The organism is Serratia sp. LS-1, assembly GCF_003719595.1.
GTDB lineage: Bacteria > Pseudomonadota > Gammaproteobacteria > Enterobacterales > Enterobacteriaceae > Serratia > Serratia ureilytica.
This window is the reverse complement of record NZ_CP033504.1, coordinates 2,528,738-2,542,888: the sequence shown is the minus strand read 5'-3', so window position 1 is coordinate 2,542,888 and position 14,151 is coordinate 2,528,738. Positions and strand designations below refer to the sequence as shown.

Genomic DNA, 14,151 nt, shown 5'->3' with positions numbered 1-14,151 from the left:
CGGCGGCAATCTATTCAGATCAGCGGCTGACCGCGCAGCTGTTCCAGCACTTTCAGCGGCGAGCGCTGCGGATCCTGCATCTTGTTCACCGGCAGCAAGAAGGTCTGTTCCAGCATAAACTGGCCGCCCATTGCGGCGTGCGGCGTTTGATCCGAGAAGCAAATCCAGCTGCTGCCCGGCGGAAACGTCAGCGCCAGCTGCGGCCCCTGTTGTTGATAATCGCCGTCGGCCTTCATGGCGTCATGCAACTGCAGCATCAGGTGGTCATAATGGCTGCGGCGGGTTTTGGTGATGCGTACCCGGTGCTGCAGCCAGCTGCTGAAGGCGGAGTAGCGCGCCAGACGCGGCATAAAGCGTTGCGCCAGCTCAGGGAACGGTTCGCCGACGCGCCATTGGCGATGTTCACCGTGCGGATTGATGTTGGTGAAAATGCGCAGAATGCGTTCGCCGTAGTTCGGGCGCGACGGGAAAGCGTCGACGTGCAGCCGGCTGTCGTCTTTGCGCCAGGAGCTGCTTGCGCGCCAGGCCGAAACCGGATGCAAACGCAGGCTGCCGGTCGGATGGTGCAGCGCCTCCTGATACTCGGGCAACAGCCCGGCGATCAGCTGGCGGCAAGATTGGTAATAACGTTCCAGCAGTTGCTGAACCTGCTGCCGGCGCTCCGCGACGGCGACGCCGGTCAGCTTGCCGGACAGCGGTTGATAGCTGATGTTTTTGCGCTTCGGATCGACCAGCGCCGGATCCAGCAGCGGCATTTCCTGCTCAGACAGGGTGAAGGCCAGTTCGGGCAGAAACAGCACCTTGCCCTGTTCCAGTTCGCTGACCGCGCTGGATGCTTCCGCTGCCGCCCATTGTCGCAACGGCAGCGTCAGGACGGCCTGTTCACGCATAATATCGCCAGTAGGCATGAGATCTCCTCGCAAATCTATATCGCTTTATTCCCGCCTTTCAGGTTGCCGCGTGGTTGGCTGCACTGGCTTGCGCCGTGGCTGGCTGGAGCGACGCCAAAAGTCTTTGCGTCGGTCGCCCAAATGCAACGTGAAATTTATGGGTTCTATTATGGATGTATCAGCAGGGCGCAGTGCGCCGAAGCGTGCGATGGCTTCCTGATATATAGAATAGTCTTGATAAGGGTATCACCGGCAATGCCAATGAAAAGTAAACGGAGGCTAAACGAGGCTCGGCGTAGGCACGAATAATCAAAAATGGCACGAATTGTTCGCTGAATAGCGCATTTTTTATCTTATTGAATTGTAATGGAAATAAATATGCTGCTTATTTATTGGCGTTATTTCATTCCGAGAACGGGGCAAATTGGGGAAATAATGTTTCGGCGGGAAATTATTTCATTTTTGTCGTGGGAATAAATCGGGCCGCCCAATTTTGGTGGCCCGATGAGTGATTAAGCGCCGTAAATGCAGTTTTTGCCTTTTTTCTTGGCCTGATACAGCGCGCTGTCCGCCTCATTGATAAAGCTGATCGGCGTATCGTTATACATATGCGGCACTTTGGCGCAGATGCCGATGCTGATGGTGACGATGCCGTGCGGGTTACCCTGATGCGGGATCTTCAGATCGCGCACCGCCTGGATGACGCGTTCGGCGAAAATCAGCGCGCCCTGCACGTCGGTATCCGGCAGGATAATCCCCATCTCTTCACCGCCGTAGCGCGCCAGAATATCGTTGCTGCGGCACGCCAACCCTTTCAGCGTCTGGCCGATCTGCTGCAGGCACTGGTCGCCGGCGACGTGGCCGTAGCTGTCGTTGTACTGCTTGAAGTAGTCGATATCCAGCATCAGCAGCGCCACGCTGCGGTAGTTGCGCGAGGCGCGCGCCAGCTCGTTCTTCAGCGCGATGTCAAACTGGCGGCGGTTGGCCAGGCCGGTCAGGCTGTCCAGCAGCGCCAGTTCTTCCAGCATCTGGTTGATGCTGGTCAGCTGATCGCGGGTGCGCATCAGCTCGGCTTCGGTTTGCATGCTGTGCTTGATTTGCCGCAGCAGCACCGCGCCCATCGCCAGCAGGATCATCAGCAGAGAGAGGCCGCCGGCGGCGAACAGGCCGGCGTCGGTGCGCCAGTCCGCCAGCGCGTCGCGTTTCGACAGCCCGGCGGCGATCACCAGCGGAAAGCGGTTGACCCGCGAATAGCCGTAGATGCGCTCCACTTTGTCGTACAGCGAGGTGATGGTGGCGTTGCCGAATTCCGAATGCGGCAATATTTCGCTGAACAACACGCCCTTGGCGATATTTTTACCGATCGAGGCCGCCGAGTAAGGGCGGCGGTAGAGGATGGTGCCGTCCGCCAGCAGCAGATTTAGCGAGGCGTCGGTGTTGAGGGCGAAACTGTCGTAAAACTGGCGAAAATAATCGACGTACAACGTCGCCAGCACCACGCCGCCAAAGCTGCCGTCCGGGTTGTTGAAGCGCCGCGAAACGGGGATGATCAGATCGCCGGTGGTGCGGCTGCGGATCACCTCGCCGATGTACAGACCGCCGCCATCGCGGTTTTGGTGATATTTGAAGTAATCGCGATCGGCGTTGTTGGCGTTCTTGATGAATTTGCCCGAGGAGGTCGCCAGCCAGCGGCCGCTCGCATCGTAGATAAACATCCCGTGCAGCTGCGGCAGGTTGCCGACCTGGGTTTGCATCACCCGTTGCAGCCGGGTCAATTGCGAGGGCCCCAGTCCGTCGTTCTGGAGACGTTCGGTCAGATCGAGCAGATTGCCGTCTACCTGCATGAAGGTATCGTCGGCATGCTGCGCCAGCGAACGGGCGAGGTTGGCGGATTCATGCTCGGCGCTGCGCAGATCGCGCTGGTGCGCGTTCCAGATTTGCCAGCTGTTAAAGAGGATCAGCGTGGCGGCAACGATGATGACAAACACGCCGGCCTGAAATAATAATGGGGAGCTTTTAACGCTGCGCGGCGGCACGGCATCCTGTATGGGTTGCTGCTGAGTCATGTCACCCTTGTTGTTTGATTACTATTCAATTTGAGTTAAGAGCAATCTTATATTTTATGCATAAATGCGCCAGACCTCTAGCCCTTAACGTGGCGATAGGGAGAAAGGCGCCTCGCACCCCGCATTTGCGGCGGCGTGAACGCGAAGGAGTAAAAGAGCCATGTCGGATTACATCATTATCGCTTTACTGACGCTGGCGGTGTATTACCCCCTCACGCTGGGGGCGCTGGCGGTGATGATGTTTTTCGCCTGGCGGCGGCGACGGTCGCCTTACTGGCGGTTGGGGCTGGCGCTGTTGACGGTGTTGTTCGCGCTGTTCGCCAAAGCGGCGTATGACTGGCACCGCTACAGCTAGCGGCGCCATGCGGGGTTATTCGACGTTGATCATCCAGTTGACGCCGAATTTGTCGGTCAGCATGCCGAAGCCTTTGGCCCAGAAGGTGGCTTGATAAGGCATCGTCACCTGGCCGCCCTGCGCCAGATTATCGAACAGTTTGCGTCCTTGTTCCGCGTCGCTGGGGTTCAGCGACAGCGAGAAGCCTTTGTGGGAAGCGCCGCCGCTGTCATCCTGCGGACAGCCGTCGGAGGCCATCAGCACGCCGTCGCCAATCAGCAGACGCGCATGCATGATCGCTTCAGGATTGACATCCTGCGGCCCGCCTTGGCGGGCTTCTTCGGGCATGTCTTTAAAGCGCATGACCATTTCAATTTTGGCATTCAACTGCTGTACATAGAAGTTAATCGCTTGCTCACAGTTACCGCTGAAGAACAAATAGGGTTGTACCAGCATGACATTGACCTCGGTTGTGGCCCGACAGGCAACGACCGGCCCTCGGGCGGGAAGAAATGATTGCTGGCGGCAATAATTGCCGTCGGTGACTTATTAGTGTAGTCCCCCTGACGTAGAATGCTCGTGCGAGGTGAGCGCCTTCGCCGCCGGCAGGGCGGGCGAAGGCGCGAAGGCGATTAATACAGCGAAGGTTCGCCGGGTGGGCGGGTTTTAAAGCGGCGGTGCAACCACATGTATTGATCGGGCGCCAGCAGCACCTGTTCTTCCACCACGCGGTTCATCATGGCCGCCGCGCGCGTTTCATCGTCCAGCGGGAAGTCCGTCAGCGGCGGCTGCACGATCAGCTCGTAGCCGCGGGCATTCGGCAGACGGCGCGGCACGAATGGCACGATCGACGGCCGCCCCATACGCGCCAGGATATAGGTGCCGGTCGTCGTGGCGGCGTTTTCCACGGCGAAGAACGGCGCGAACACGCTGCTTTGCGGGCCGTAATCGTGGTCCGGCGCGTACCACAGGATTTCACCCTGCTTCAGGTTGCGGATCATGCCTTTGATATCTTTACGATCGATCATGAATTTATTCGAGCGCAGCCGGCCCCAGGTCTGCACCCATTCCATCAGCTTGTTATTGTGCGGGCGGTGTACGCCGATGCCGGGGTTTTGCATGCCGAAGATGCGCGCGCCCAGCTCCAGAGTGAGGAAATGCAGGCCGATCAGCAGCACGCCTTTCCCGTCCTGACGCGCCAACTGCATGTTTTCCATGCCGCTCACCTTAAACCAACGGGCGATGCGCCAGTCAGGCCAGAACCAGGCCATGCCGACTTCGAACAGGCCCATGCCGACGGACTCAAAATTTTTGACAATCAGCGCCTCTCGTTCGGCGGCGGGCATCTCAGGGAAACAGAGTTCTAAATTACGGCGCGCTATTTTTACCCGGCGTTTCATCAGGGGCATGGCGATTCTGCCAAGGCCGTGTCCAAGCCGATAAATGAGCGGGTAGGGCAATAACACCAATAGATAGAGTATTCCCAGCCCTATCCACAGCAACCAATAACGAGGGCGCAAGAATTCGCGCTCAAAGCGTTGGTTTGAAATCATTTTTTCTGTTCTTCCTTTAATTTCGCAATGGGACCTTAACCCAAATTGTTATGTGCGAAATGATAGAGCATTTTTTGTGAGACCGGGTTTTCCATTCATGCTTTTTTTTACGCTTTATTTAAGCGCAGACGGGAAACGGAACGAAATGAGATTTTTACCGAGGGAAGGGCGGATATTCACCGCTATGTAACCTTAGAGAAACAGCAGCGCGGCGGAACCGTCCCAAACGGCAGCCAGCGCATACAGCAGCGCGAGAATCAGGACAAAAGGGGCATTGAACATCGGCGTTTCCTCCAGGAGGCTGTGTTTAAAGTTTAGCCTGCCCAGATGACAATGGGATGAAATGCGATCGCTTTTGAAGCGGTGAAATTCAGACGGACGGAAATGGGTAAACCGCTGATTTTTTACTATAGTCATAGTGTGATGTTGTGCGTTTGTCGCCGTACGCCCCGTCTTGAACGGCTGTGGGCAGAGTGTCCAGAGCAAGATCGCGGAACGGGCGGCGCCGGACGTGAAACAGGTGACGAAGTTCTCAGAGGGCGGGTCTGTAAGGATTTGACATGTCATATGAAAATGACGATCTAAGCGGTGTTGAGCAACCGAGCGACTACGTTAAAACCACCGCCTGCGAAGTGCGCAGCGGCGTAAAGGCAGCGCTCGAGCAATCATGTGCCTGCATCAAGGATAACCCTTGGGCAGGGGTAGGCGCCGGCGCCGTCGTGGGCCTGGTAATAGGATTTCTGTTAGGCAAAAGGCAATAGGGAGAGTAAAAATGGGCATCATTTCCTGGATCATTTTTGGTTTAATCGCCGGTATCCTGGCTAAATGGATTATGCCGGGCAAAGACGGCGGCGGCTTTATTGTTACCGTTATACTGGGGATCGTGGGCGCCGTCGTCGGCGGCTATATCAGCACCTTCTTCGGTATGGGGCGCGTTGACGGTTTTAACCTGGGCAGCTTCGTGGTGGCGGTCATCGGTGCCCTGGTGGTGCTTTTTGTCTACAGGAAGATCAAAGGCTAAGCAGCCGTTGCTCAACAGGGTCGCCGCGGCGGCCCTTTTTCGTGAAATCAATCCGGCTGTGCGGCACGGGCCGCAGCGGCTGAAAGGGGAATATCATGGGTCTGTTCGATAGCGTATTGGGTAACATTCTGGGCGGCGGCGCCAACGGCAAAGGCATCGACTACATCGCCATTATGCAGTGGGTCGAGCAACAAGGCGGCCTGCAGGCCATTTTGGACAAGTTCCGCCAGGGGCAGTTCGGCGATATCGTCGGTTCCTGGCTCGGTAACGGCGAAAACCAGCCGATTACCGGCGATCATGTGCAGCAGGCGTTGGGCAGCGATGCGATCAATCAATTGGCTGAAAAGCTGGGCGTCGATCCGGCCCAGGCGTCCAGCACCATTGCACAGTTCTTGCCGACGGTAGCGGATGCCGCTTCGCCAAACGGTGAAGTGCAGCAAGACAGCAATGAACTGGGCGACATGGTCGGCAAACTGTTCAAATAATGATTATGCTCCCGGCGTCTGGCCGGGGGCATTCACTCCGCTAATTCCCTCGATCGCCGTCAACGCCTGTTGCAAATGCGCCACCCAGGCGCGCACTTTCTGCGGAATAAAACGTAAAGCGGGATAGACCGCATGCAGCGCCATGGGCGGGTAGCGGTATTCCGGCAAGACGGGAACCAGCGCCCCCGTCGCCAGCTGTTCGCCGATCAGCGGCCGCTGAGCGCCACCGATGCCGGCCCCGGCCTCGATGGCCGCCAGCAGCGATAAGGTATTGTTGGCGCGAAACGTGGGTCGCAGCGCGACCATCTCGGCGCCGTGGGGGCCGAGCAGGGTGAGCGTATCGCCATCGTTTAGGCCGCTGTAGCGAATGTGCGCATGTTTCACCAGATCCGCCGGCGAACGAGGGGCGCCATGCCTGGCCAGATAGGCCGGCGACGCGACCAGCAGGCGTTGCAGCTCACCCAACCGTTTCGCCACCATGCCGGGCGCGTGCAATTCGCCGAAGCGCAGCGCCACGTCGATGCCTTCGCCGATGACGTCGGCGCGGCGATCGTCCAGCAGCAGCTCGATGGTGAGATCCGGATGACGTTTTTGGAACGCGATGGCCAAAGGGGTGATATGCCGTTGTCCGAATCCGGTCGGCGCATGCAGGCGCAAATTGCCCTGCAGCTGGTGGTGCTGGCCGTGCAACGCCTCTTCCGCTTCGTCGACCGCCGCCATAATCGGTTTGAGGCGCTGATAGTAATCATTGCCGGCCTCCGTCAGGGTGACCGCACGCGTGCTGCGAAACAGCAGCTGCACCCCCAACTGCTGTTCCAGACCGGCGATTTGCTGACTGACCGCCGGCTGCGTCAAACGCAGATCGCGCGCGGCGGCCGACAGGCTGCCCAGCTCCGCCACCCGCATAAAGGTTTTCATTGCGTTCAGCTTATCCATGTCGATTTTGCCTATAGATATTTCTTATTAGTGTTAGTGGAAACCCTCCTCTACCGCAAGCATCGCTAATCAATAACACTCAGGGTATCGATAATCCGAGGGGTGACAAAATGAACGCAAAGCGACAGGCGCTGGTGATCGGCGCCAATGGCGTGATTGGGCGCCGATTGATTGAGGAGCTGATTGACCAAGGTTGGCAAGTGGTGGGCGTTTCGCGCCGGGGCGGCGAAACGGCGCCTGGGGTGCGCCACCTGCAGGTTGACCTGCTGGATGCGGCGGCGACGCGGGACGCGCTGCGGCCGCTGAGCGCGATTAGCCACGTTTTCTATGCCGCCTATCAAGATGCTCCGGATTGGGCGGGGCTGGTGGCGCCGAACCTGCAAATGTTGCAACACGTTGTCGAAGGGCTGGAGCCGATTGCGCCGGCATTGGAACATATCAGCCTGATGCAGGGCTATAAAGTTTATGGCGCGCATTTGGGGCCGTTTAAAACGCCGGCGCGTGAAAGCGATGCCGGGCATATGCCGCCGGAGTTTAACGTGGCGCAGCAGCAGTATCTGGAGCAGCGCCAAACAGGCAAGCGCTGGCGTTGGAGCGCCATTCGCCCGAGCGTCGTGGGGGGCTTCTCGCTCGGCAACCCGATGAATCTGGCGTTAAGCATCGCGGTTTACGCCTCGATCAGTAAAGCGCTCGGGCTGCCGCTGCGCTTTCCCGGGAAGCCGGGCGCTTACCACAGCCTGTTGGAAATGACCGACGCCGGACTGCTGGCACGCGCCACGCTCTGGGCGGCGACCGAACCTGCGGCAGCCAATCAGGCGTTTAACATCAACAACGGCGATCTGTTTCGCTGGAGCGAAATGTGGCCGAAAATCGCCGCGTACTTCGGGCTGGAATGTGCGCCGCCGTTGCCGATGATGCTGGAAAACATGATGGCGGACAAAGCGCCGCTGTGGCGCGAGCTGGCGCAACGGCACTCCTTGACAGAGCCCGATTACCGGGCGGTGGCCGGCTGGCGTTTCGCCGATTTCGTCTTTTCCTGGGACTACGACATGTTCGCGGACGGCAGCAAGGCGCGGCGTTTCGGTTTCCATCAGTTTGTCGAAACCGAAGCCATGTTTTTCTCGCTGTTCGATGCATTTCGCCGTCGCCGCATCATTCCCTGAATGCGGCATAAATGTCCCCGCAGCCCCGCTGCGGGGAAAGGTCTCAGAACGTCAGCATGATTTTGCCGATGTGCTCGCTGGATTCCATCAGCGCATGCGCGGCGGCCGCTTCTTCAAGCGGGAAAGTTTTAAAGATTTGCGGTTTCAGCACGCCGCGCTCCAGCAGCGGCCAAACTTTCTCGTGCAGCTCGGCGGCAATCTGCGCTTTGTCCGCGACGCTGCGCGAACGCAGCGTCGAACCGGTATGGGTCAAGCGTTTCAAGAGCAGCGGCATCAGGTTGAGCTCTTTTACCACGCCGTTTTGCGTGCCGATTTGCACGATACGGCCTTCCATCGCTGCGGCCTGATAGTTCTTGGCCACATAGTCGCCGGCGATCAGATCGACGATCACGTCGGCGCCTTTGCCGTTAGTGGCGTCTTTGGTGCGGGCGACAAAGTCTTCGTTGCGGTAATTAATCGCCACGTCGGCGCCCAGCGCCAGGCTCGCCTGACGCTTCTCTTCTGAACCGACGGTGGTGATCACCTGGGCGCAGAAGGCTTTCGCCAGCATGGTGGCGACCGTGCCGATACCCGAGGTGCCGCCGTGGATCAACACGGTCTCGCCGGCTTTGAGGTGACCGCGCTGGAACACGTTGACCCAGACGGTAAAGAAGGTTTCCGGCAGCGCGGCGGCCTCGGTCAGGCTCAGGCCCGCCGGAACCGGCAGCGCATTGCTTTCATGCACGGCGCAGTATTGCGCATAGCCACCGCCGGCGATGAGGGCGCAAACCCGATCGCCGATCGCGAAGCGGGTCACGCCTTCACCGATGGCCACCACTTCGCCGGCAATTTCGAGGCCGGGAATATCCGAGGCGCCGGGCGGTGGCGCATAGTTCCCCTGACGTTGCAGCACGTCGGGGCGGTTAACGCCGGCGGCGGCGATTTTCACCAGAAGTTGGCCCGCTTGCGGAACCGGCACCGGACGTTCGGCGACGACCAGAACCTCGGGGGCGCCGGGTTGGCTGATCTCAATCGCTTTCATCGTGTCGGGCAGCGGTGCATTCGTTGACATGGTTACTCTCCTCATCGTGGCGGACGCGGTTATCAGGTGGCGCGTCCACAATAAAGTCTGCTGTTAGCTTAGCGAAATCGAATGAGGTGCGCGTGGTCGAATAGAGCGGTTTTGCGAGGAATGAGGAGGAGACGCCGCCGCGATGGGCGGCTGGGTATCAATCGTTAGGGGGGATGCGGAACCCTTTCAATGAAACGATAAAGTGTTCTTTTCCCTTGGAGATCTTGGCGCCTTTATCGCACCACAGGCTGGCAAGCTGGAAGAAATCGTCGCTGCCGATGTCGTAAGCCAGTTCAATTTTCTTGGCTGTGCCGGCGCGGATGAGCTTTTCTGCTTCCTGGTGGTTTGCAGCTTTAATTATGGTCATGGGCGAAATCCTTGGTGTTAAGCCAGAACGGATAATCGCTAATCATCATATGGCCATATTGTGACAGTTTTGTGATGAAAGGATGACGATAACCGCAGGCGCGGCGTGCGGCGTGCCGCGCCTTTGCGGTGAAAATGCGTTGTCGGTTACCGATCGTGCGGGCGAACGAATGCGCTTTTCTTCTGAGATTTGAAGTGTTTATAGAGCGCATAGCCCGCAATGCCGGCCAAGACGGCCAGGAGGGCAAGAGATCCTGTGGCCATGAACATCACCTCCGAATAAGAATGGCAAGGAGGCGTATTTGTGACATTCATCACTTTGCAGGGCAATGAGACCAATCTGTAATCGGGAAGGCGTGATGCGAGAAGGGCAAAAAAAAAGCGCCTATAGGGAGGCGCATAAAGATTTGCAACACAGCTTGTCATGTTCAACACCAGGAGGAGTGGTGAACTGACGCCATTCTAAGCGGCTGTGATTGCGGGAGGTATAGGCATTACTCCGAAAGCGTCATTACCACTCATAGCCTAACTGAATGTTGTAATCGGGATCCTGGTTGGTGGAATAAGGATCGGATTGGCGGCGGCGATCGGTTTTCTTCACCGGGCCGTCATACGCGGGATAAGGTTTGGTGCGCGGCTTGCTGCAGCCCGGATGATCGCACTCGATGTCGACGCGAAAACCGTTTTTATCTCGCGCCTCTGCCCAGGTGATCGGCGGTTTCTCGGCCTTGGGCGCGGGCCCAGGCGACGCCGGCGGCTTGGGCGCGGGGGCGACGCTGGGATCGGGGGCTTGATAATTCAGCTCCAGCGCGCCAAGCGGGGCGCTGTAAGCGGCAAAGGCCAGCAGGGCGGCGGCGCTGGCGGCCGGTAATGTGAGCCATCTCGGCATGGTGGGTCTCCCTGGATGATTACGCCGGGCAACTATAAAACAGTAAAACGAGAATTACTATCATTTGACTGCGGCGTAATGGGGATTCAGCTGGCGATCCCGTAGGCAGACGGGGTCAAATCCTGTGCGTTTAGCCGAGATTAACGCCCCTGCACGGCGAAAAAGGTTGCTATTGCCGCTCGCTCGTGAGTTAATGATGTCGGCCTGTGGTACAGACCTATTTATGCACGACATTTTGAGTAAAGTAGTTCAAATTTAAAGCGTTATCCCGGATAGCCCTTCTCTGACGAATTTCCTTTCCAGTGCCTCCATAAGTAACTGATGACCGGCTATCTCGCCCATGGCGGCTAACATTATTATTGAAGGAAATTAGACATGTCCAACATGATCAAAGGTCAAGTGAAGTGGTTCAACGAAGCTAAAGGTTTTGGTTTCATCACCCCAGCAGACGGCAGCAAAGACGTATTCGTACACTTCTCTGCTATCCAGGATCAAGGCTTCAAGACCCTGGCTGAAGGCCAGAACGTACAGTTCTCTATCGAGAACGGTGCGAAAGGTCCATCTGCGGCTAACGTTACCGCTATCTAATTGGCGTCTACCGCTGATTGAATAAAACCCGCCGAGGCGGGTTTTTTTATGCCTGCAATTTGACGGCGCATAAAAAAAGCCCGCAAGTCTGCGGGCAAAAGTTCCTTGTTACTTCTTCATTTGCAAGCGCTTCTCTGGGGGGGAAACGCCTGAAGACAGGTTACGCGAGGACGGCTTAAGATTCTGCGGTCAAACCGTTAAGAAAGTGAAAATCCAGGCGGCTGCTACGCTGATAGCAGAGACCGGCAGGGCTGGGGCGGTGTCCTTCACCCGGGGTTTTGTAATACACTGATGCCAATCGCAAAGAATGGGGAAGGGTATGCAGGTTAACGATCGAGTGACGGTAAAAACAGATGGCGGCCCACGGCGCGAAGGCGTCATTCTGGCCGTAGAGGTCTTCAACGAAGGTACCATGTATCTGGTGTCTCTTGAGGACTACCCGGCGGGCGTGTGGTTTTTTAATGAAATCGACAGCCGTGACGGCACTTTTGTGGAGCCTTGCGGCGCGCCCGGACAGTAACTTCGAATAATCTCATTAATTTGCTAACGAAACTGTCTATTTTGAGATTATTTCAATGCGGTAAGAATTTTTTTATCGACGACATAAAAATACCCGTTGCGCTAGCGGGGGATAACGCAGCAGGTATTCTTTTGGTTATCCCAGCGTTTGAGAACCGGATTACGTTATCACCGGATATTTAACGATGGGTAAACAAAGTGGGGGCGTTCTCTACGGTTCAGCGGCTATTGACGAATATTCCACTAGTCAATGTGTCGGTCAAACGGACAACGTGGTAAATGATCTGCTTGTTGTGCGTTTTTATTTTCCGCTTGATGTTTCCCTTGTGGGAAGAGACCGTTTTGGCCTTTATTTGCATCTGGTCTGATATCTGGATGGTGCCTTGCCCTGACATCCACATGCGTAACATGTTCGATTCAGTTTGGCTCAGCGTCACCGGCGTTTGATCCAGAGAGGATTTCTCCACCCGTAGGGATTTTTTCTCGAGATAATGACTAAGTAGCTGATTCATAGTCTCTGGTTTGATGGATTTTGACGATATGATGACGTTCTTGCGAACATATAAATAATCGTCGAAATGTACATTGGTAATAGCCATGAAGATGAAGAATAACGTATCCGGGTGCAGTGAAATCACCCGTTTTATTCGCTCCGTGGCGTTTGCTTCATGGATGAAGCAGTCCTCGTTAATAAACACCAGGCTAGGATTCAACTTACTGCATTTTTCATGCAGGCTGTCAATGTCCTCGATGGCATTAATATGGCGCTTCTTCACGCCATGCGAAGTCAGATAGTCGGTTAACCCCAATCTGGTATAGCTACATGAATCCATGATAATCGTTGGCATATCGCACCCCCACTTAAATCCGTTTTACTGCGGTAATATGAGAAAAAGCCTAAAAAGCCGAAAGGCAAAATGGAACAATAATTCAGTGTAGCGAGTGTTCTATCAATAAACACGACGGCACTCAATGATATTTTCATACTAAACTTATTAATCGCATGAATCTATAAGTTTGGCTTAAGTCAGAGCGATCCGCTACTCGCCCGGCGTCGGCATGATGGGCCTGATTCGCGCTTGGCGCCCGCGCCTGCCGGCATTGTCTGCTGATAATCTGTTCATCATGTCACGAAACAAAATTTTAGTTTGCTAGGAAAAGTCTTAAAAAAAATTCATGTGTCTTTTTTTTGAAGTCTTTTAGCGTGCTTTTTAAGTGCTCAAAAAGCACTCACTCCTGGGTTATTCTATTTTTAATCATAAAAATCATTGCGTTATGATTGTCTTGGCACCTTTCGCTAATGATAAGCGCTTCTGTTTTTATCATAACAACAAACAAAAGTTAACATTATTGCTGGAATGTGTAGCTTAATTGTTGCCATAAATCACCATTTTACAATAGGTTATGTGGATATTTATTTCATATGAAATCATTTGTGTGAATGTTTATCGGTGATTGAGTGATTTTTCTAAACTATCGTCTTGCCAGCCGGTCGGCAGGGGCGGCGGCAGGTCGGAGTTGTTTCTGACCCGTGCCGGTTTTAATTTGCTCTTGCACCTTTCAAAAACAGGATGTCGCGGTGAGACAAAATCAATATGGGCAGCCGATAGGCGATGCCCTCCCTCATTGGCAGCCGGCAGGCATGCCCGGGCAAGCGTTACTGTCAGGGCGGTTTTGCCGCCTGGAACCGCTGAACCTCGAACGCTGGGGCGACGAGCTTTATCAGGCTTATCAAACCGCCGAGGACGACCGCGACTGGACCTATCTGTTTTGGGCGCGGCCGCAGACGCGCGAGGATTTTCAGCATTACCTGCAGGCCCTGGCGTCCAGCGCCGACAGGCGCACGATGGTGGTGATCGATCAGGCGAACGGGCGCGCGGTAGGAACCTGCGCTTTTTTGCGCATCGATCCCGCCAACGGTGCGGCTGAACTGGGCACCATCAACTGGTCCCCGCTGATGAAGCGCAGTGCGCTCGGCAGCGAGGCCATTTTCCTGATGCTGCGCCATTTGTTTGACGATCTGGGTTACCGGCGCTGCGAATGGAAATGCGATAGCCTCAATCTGCCTTCGCGTCAGGCCGCCGAGCGTTTTGGCTTTCGCTATGAGGGCACGTTCCGTCAGGCGGTCGTCGTCAAAGGACGCACGCGCGACACCGACTGGCTGTCGATCATCGATGGAGAATGGCCGGCGCTGCGCTCGGCGTTTGCCGCCTGGCTGTCGCCGGATAACATCGGCGACGACGGGCGGCAAGAACGGCGTTTGCAGGCCTTCCAGCCCGGGTGACGCGCC

The 14,151-nt window shown here is 56.2% G+C and carries 17 protein-coding genes; 8 read left to right on the top strand and 9 right to left on the bottom strand.

Annotated features, from left to right (window positions below; all coding sequences use genetic code 11):
- Positions 1 to 14 precede the first annotated feature (14 nt).
- Both EDY99_RS12320 and EDY99_RS12315 read right to left on the bottom strand, forming a co-directional pair.
- The gene (locus EDY99_RS12320; protein ID WP_089194906.1) at positions 15 to 908 is read right to left on the bottom strand and encodes a Kdo hydroxylase family protein; all 894 of its coding nucleotides are present in this window, start codon (positions 906 to 908) and stop codon (positions 15 to 17) included.
- 494 nt (positions 909 to 1,402) lie between these two features.
- Entirely contained in the window at positions 1,403 to 2,956 is a 1,554-nt protein-coding gene (locus tag EDY99_RS12315) for a sensor domain-containing diguanylate cyclase (protein ID WP_033650812.1), read from the bottom strand.
- Between the two features lie 160 nt (positions 2,957 to 3,116).
- Between EDY99_RS12315 and EDY99_RS12310 the strand changes: the two genes are divergently transcribed.
- Positions 3,117 to 3,311: a hypothetical protein gene (locus tag EDY99_RS12310; RefSeq protein ID WP_033643602.1), complete on the top strand. Its 195-nt coding sequence runs from the start codon at positions 3,117 to 3,119 to the stop codon at positions 3,309 to 3,311.
- Between the two features lie 15 nt (positions 3,312 to 3,326).
- On the opposite strand, the gene yjdN is transcribed toward EDY99_RS12310, so the two are convergent.
- Together yjdN and EDY99_RS12300 are read right to left on the bottom strand one after the other, a co-directional pair.
- Positions 3,327 to 3,746 carry a VOC family metalloprotein YjdN gene (yjdN, locus tag EDY99_RS12305; RefSeq protein ID WP_046687369.1) on the bottom strand — a complete coding sequence of 140 codons (420 nt, stop codon included), beginning with the start codon at positions 3,744 to 3,746 and terminating at the stop codon, positions 3,327 to 3,329.
- Positions 3,747 to 3,922: 176 nt separating this feature from the next.
- Positions 3,923 to 4,843: a Kdo(2)-lipid IV(A) acyltransferase gene (locus EDY99_RS12300; RefSeq protein ID WP_033650814.1), complete on the bottom strand. Its 921-nt coding sequence runs from the start codon at positions 4,841 to 4,843 to the stop codon at positions 3,923 to 3,925.
- A gap of 560 nt (positions 4,844 to 5,403) precedes the next feature.
- Between EDY99_RS12300 and EDY99_RS24905 the strand changes: the two genes are divergently transcribed.
- From EDY99_RS24905 to EDY99_RS12285, 3 genes are all read left to right on the top strand, one after another.
- On the top strand, positions 5,404 to 5,604 hold the full coding sequence (locus tag EDY99_RS24905) for a DUF883 family protein (RefSeq protein WP_033643599.1): 201 nt from the start codon (positions 5,404 to 5,406) through the stop codon (positions 5,602 to 5,604).
- 11 nt (positions 5,605 to 5,615) lie between these two features.
- Positions 5,616 to 5,864: a GlsB/YeaQ/YmgE family stress response membrane protein gene (locus EDY99_RS12290; protein WP_004935146.1), complete on the top strand. Its 249-nt coding sequence runs from the start codon at positions 5,616 to 5,618 to the stop codon at positions 5,862 to 5,864.
- A gap of 95 nt (positions 5,865 to 5,959) precedes the next feature.
- Positions 5,960 to 6,349 carry a YidB family protein gene (locus tag EDY99_RS12285; RefSeq protein ID WP_019453502.1) on the top strand — a complete coding sequence of 130 codons (390 nt, stop codon included), beginning with the start codon at positions 5,960 to 5,962 and terminating at the stop codon, positions 6,347 to 6,349.
- A 3-nt stretch (positions 6,350 to 6,352) separates the two neighbouring features.
- On the opposite strand, the gene EDY99_RS12280 is transcribed toward EDY99_RS12285, so the two are convergent.
- Positions 6,353 to 7,285 carry a LysR family transcriptional regulator gene (locus EDY99_RS12280; RefSeq protein WP_116286300.1) on the bottom strand — a complete coding sequence of 311 codons (933 nt, stop codon included), beginning with the start codon at positions 7,283 to 7,285 and terminating at the stop codon, positions 6,353 to 6,355.
- A 110-nt stretch (positions 7,286 to 7,395) separates the two neighbouring features.
- Between EDY99_RS12280 and EDY99_RS12275 the strand changes: the two genes are divergently transcribed.
- Positions 7,396 to 8,448: an SDR family oxidoreductase gene (locus EDY99_RS12275; RefSeq protein ID WP_116286299.1), complete on the top strand. Its 1,053-nt coding sequence runs from the start codon at positions 7,396 to 7,398 to the stop codon at positions 8,446 to 8,448.
- A 43-nt stretch (positions 8,449 to 8,491) separates the two neighbouring features.
- Here the strand turns inward: EDY99_RS12275 and EDY99_RS12270 are convergent, their stop codons facing one another.
- From EDY99_RS12270 to EDY99_RS12260, 3 genes are all read right to left on the bottom strand, one after another.
- Positions 8,492 to 9,499, bottom strand: coding sequence for an NAD(P)H-quinone oxidoreductase (locus EDY99_RS12270; RefSeq protein ID WP_033643596.1), 1,008 nt, complete (start codon positions 9,497 to 9,499; stop codon positions 8,492 to 8,494).
- 157 nt (positions 9,500 to 9,656) lie between these two features.
- Positions 9,657 to 9,866 carry a hypothetical protein gene (locus EDY99_RS12265; protein ID WP_004935132.1) on the bottom strand — a complete coding sequence of 70 codons (210 nt, stop codon included), beginning with the start codon at positions 9,864 to 9,866 and terminating at the stop codon, positions 9,657 to 9,659.
- Between the two features lie 510 nt (positions 9,867 to 10,376).
- A complete protein-coding gene (locus tag EDY99_RS12260) occupies positions 10,377 to 10,754 on the bottom strand; it encodes a hypothetical protein (RefSeq protein WP_116286298.1) in 378 nt (125 codons plus the stop codon).
- A 375-nt stretch (positions 10,755 to 11,129) separates the two neighbouring features.
- Here EDY99_RS12260 and cspE point away from each other — a divergent pair, with 375 nt between their 5' ends.
- Both cspE and dsrB read left to right on the top strand, forming a co-directional pair.
- The gene (gene cspE / locus EDY99_RS12255; RefSeq protein ID WP_004935122.1) at positions 11,130 to 11,342 is read left to right on the top strand and encodes a transcription antiterminator/RNA stability regulator CspE; all 213 of its coding nucleotides are present in this window, start codon (positions 11,130 to 11,132) and stop codon (positions 11,340 to 11,342) included.
- A 319-nt stretch (positions 11,343 to 11,661) separates the two neighbouring features.
- The gene (gene dsrB, locus EDY99_RS12250; protein WP_033643594.1) at positions 11,662 to 11,862 is read left to right on the top strand and encodes a protein DsrB; all 201 of its coding nucleotides are present in this window, start codon (positions 11,662 to 11,664) and stop codon (positions 11,860 to 11,862) included.
- 217 nt (positions 11,863 to 12,079) lie between these two features.
- On the opposite strand, the gene rcsA is transcribed toward dsrB, so the two are convergent.
- On the bottom strand, positions 12,080 to 12,709 hold the full coding sequence (gene rcsA, locus EDY99_RS12245; protein ID WP_019453510.1) for a transcriptional regulator RcsA: 630 nt from the start codon (positions 12,707 to 12,709) through the stop codon (positions 12,080 to 12,082).
- 794 nt (positions 12,710 to 13,503) lie between these two features.
- On the opposite strand from rcsA, the gene EDY99_RS12240 reads away from it, so the two are divergent.
- The gene (locus EDY99_RS12240) at positions 13,504 to 14,145 is read left to right on the top strand and encodes a GNAT family N-acetyltransferase (RefSeq protein WP_033643593.1); all 642 of its coding nucleotides are present in this window, start codon (positions 13,504 to 13,506) and stop codon (positions 14,143 to 14,145) included.
- Positions 14,146 to 14,151 lie beyond the last annotated feature (6 nt).

Coding starts and splice junctions, on each gene's coding strand:
- EDY99_RS24905 (WP_033643599.1), top strand. CDS start 5,404: ATGTCATATGAAAATGACGATCTAAGCGGTGTTGAGCAACCGAGCGAC.
- dsrB (WP_033643594.1), top strand. CDS start 11,662: ATGCAGGTTAACGATCGAGTGACGGTAAAAACAGATGGCGGCCCACGG.
- rcsA (WP_019453510.1), bottom strand. CDS start 12,709: ATGCCAACGATTATCATGGATTCATGTAGCTATACCAGATTGGGGTTA.
- EDY99_RS12315 (WP_033650812.1), bottom strand. CDS start 2,956: ATGACTCAGCAGCAACCCATACAGGATGCCGTGCCGCCGCGCAGCGTT.
- EDY99_RS12285 (WP_019453502.1), top strand. CDS start 5,960: ATGGGTCTGTTCGATAGCGTATTGGGTAACATTCTGGGCGGCGGCGCC.
- EDY99_RS12290 (WP_004935146.1), top strand. CDS start 5,616: ATGGGCATCATTTCCTGGATCATTTTTGGTTTAATCGCCGGTATCCTG.
- cspE (WP_004935122.1), top strand. CDS start 11,130: ATGTCCAACATGATCAAAGGTCAAGTGAAGTGGTTCAACGAAGCTAAA.
- EDY99_RS12280 (WP_116286300.1), bottom strand. CDS start 7,285: ATGGATAAGCTGAACGCAATGAAAACCTTTATGCGGGTGGCGGAGCTG.
- EDY99_RS12240 (WP_033643593.1), top strand. CDS start 13,504: ATGCCCGGGCAAGCGTTACTGTCAGGGCGGTTTTGCCGCCTGGAACCG.
- EDY99_RS12265 (WP_004935132.1), bottom strand. CDS start 9,866: ATGACCATAATTAAAGCTGCAAACCACCAGGAAGCAGAAAAGCTCATC.
- EDY99_RS12320 (WP_089194906.1), bottom strand. CDS start 908: ATGCCTACTGGCGATATTATGCGTGAACAGGCCGTCCTGACGCTGCCG.
- EDY99_RS12310 (WP_033643602.1), top strand. CDS start 3,117: ATGTCGGATTACATCATTATCGCTTTACTGACGCTGGCGGTGTATTAC.
- EDY99_RS12260 (WP_116286298.1), bottom strand. CDS start 10,754: ATGCCGAGATGGCTCACATTACCGGCCGCCAGCGCCGCCGCCCTGCTG.
- EDY99_RS12275 (WP_116286299.1), top strand. CDS start 7,396: ATGAACGCAAAGCGACAGGCGCTGGTGATCGGCGCCAATGGCGTGATT.
- yjdN (WP_046687369.1), bottom strand. CDS start 3,746: ATGCTGGTACAACCCTATTTGTTCTTCAGCGGTAACTGTGAGCAAGCG.
- EDY99_RS12300 (WP_033650814.1), bottom strand. CDS start 4,843: ATGATTTCAAACCAACGCTTTGAGCGCGAATTCTTGCGCCCTCGTTAT.
- EDY99_RS12270 (WP_033643596.1), bottom strand. CDS start 9,499: ATGTCAACGAATGCACCGCTGCCCGACACGATGAAAGCGATTGAGATC.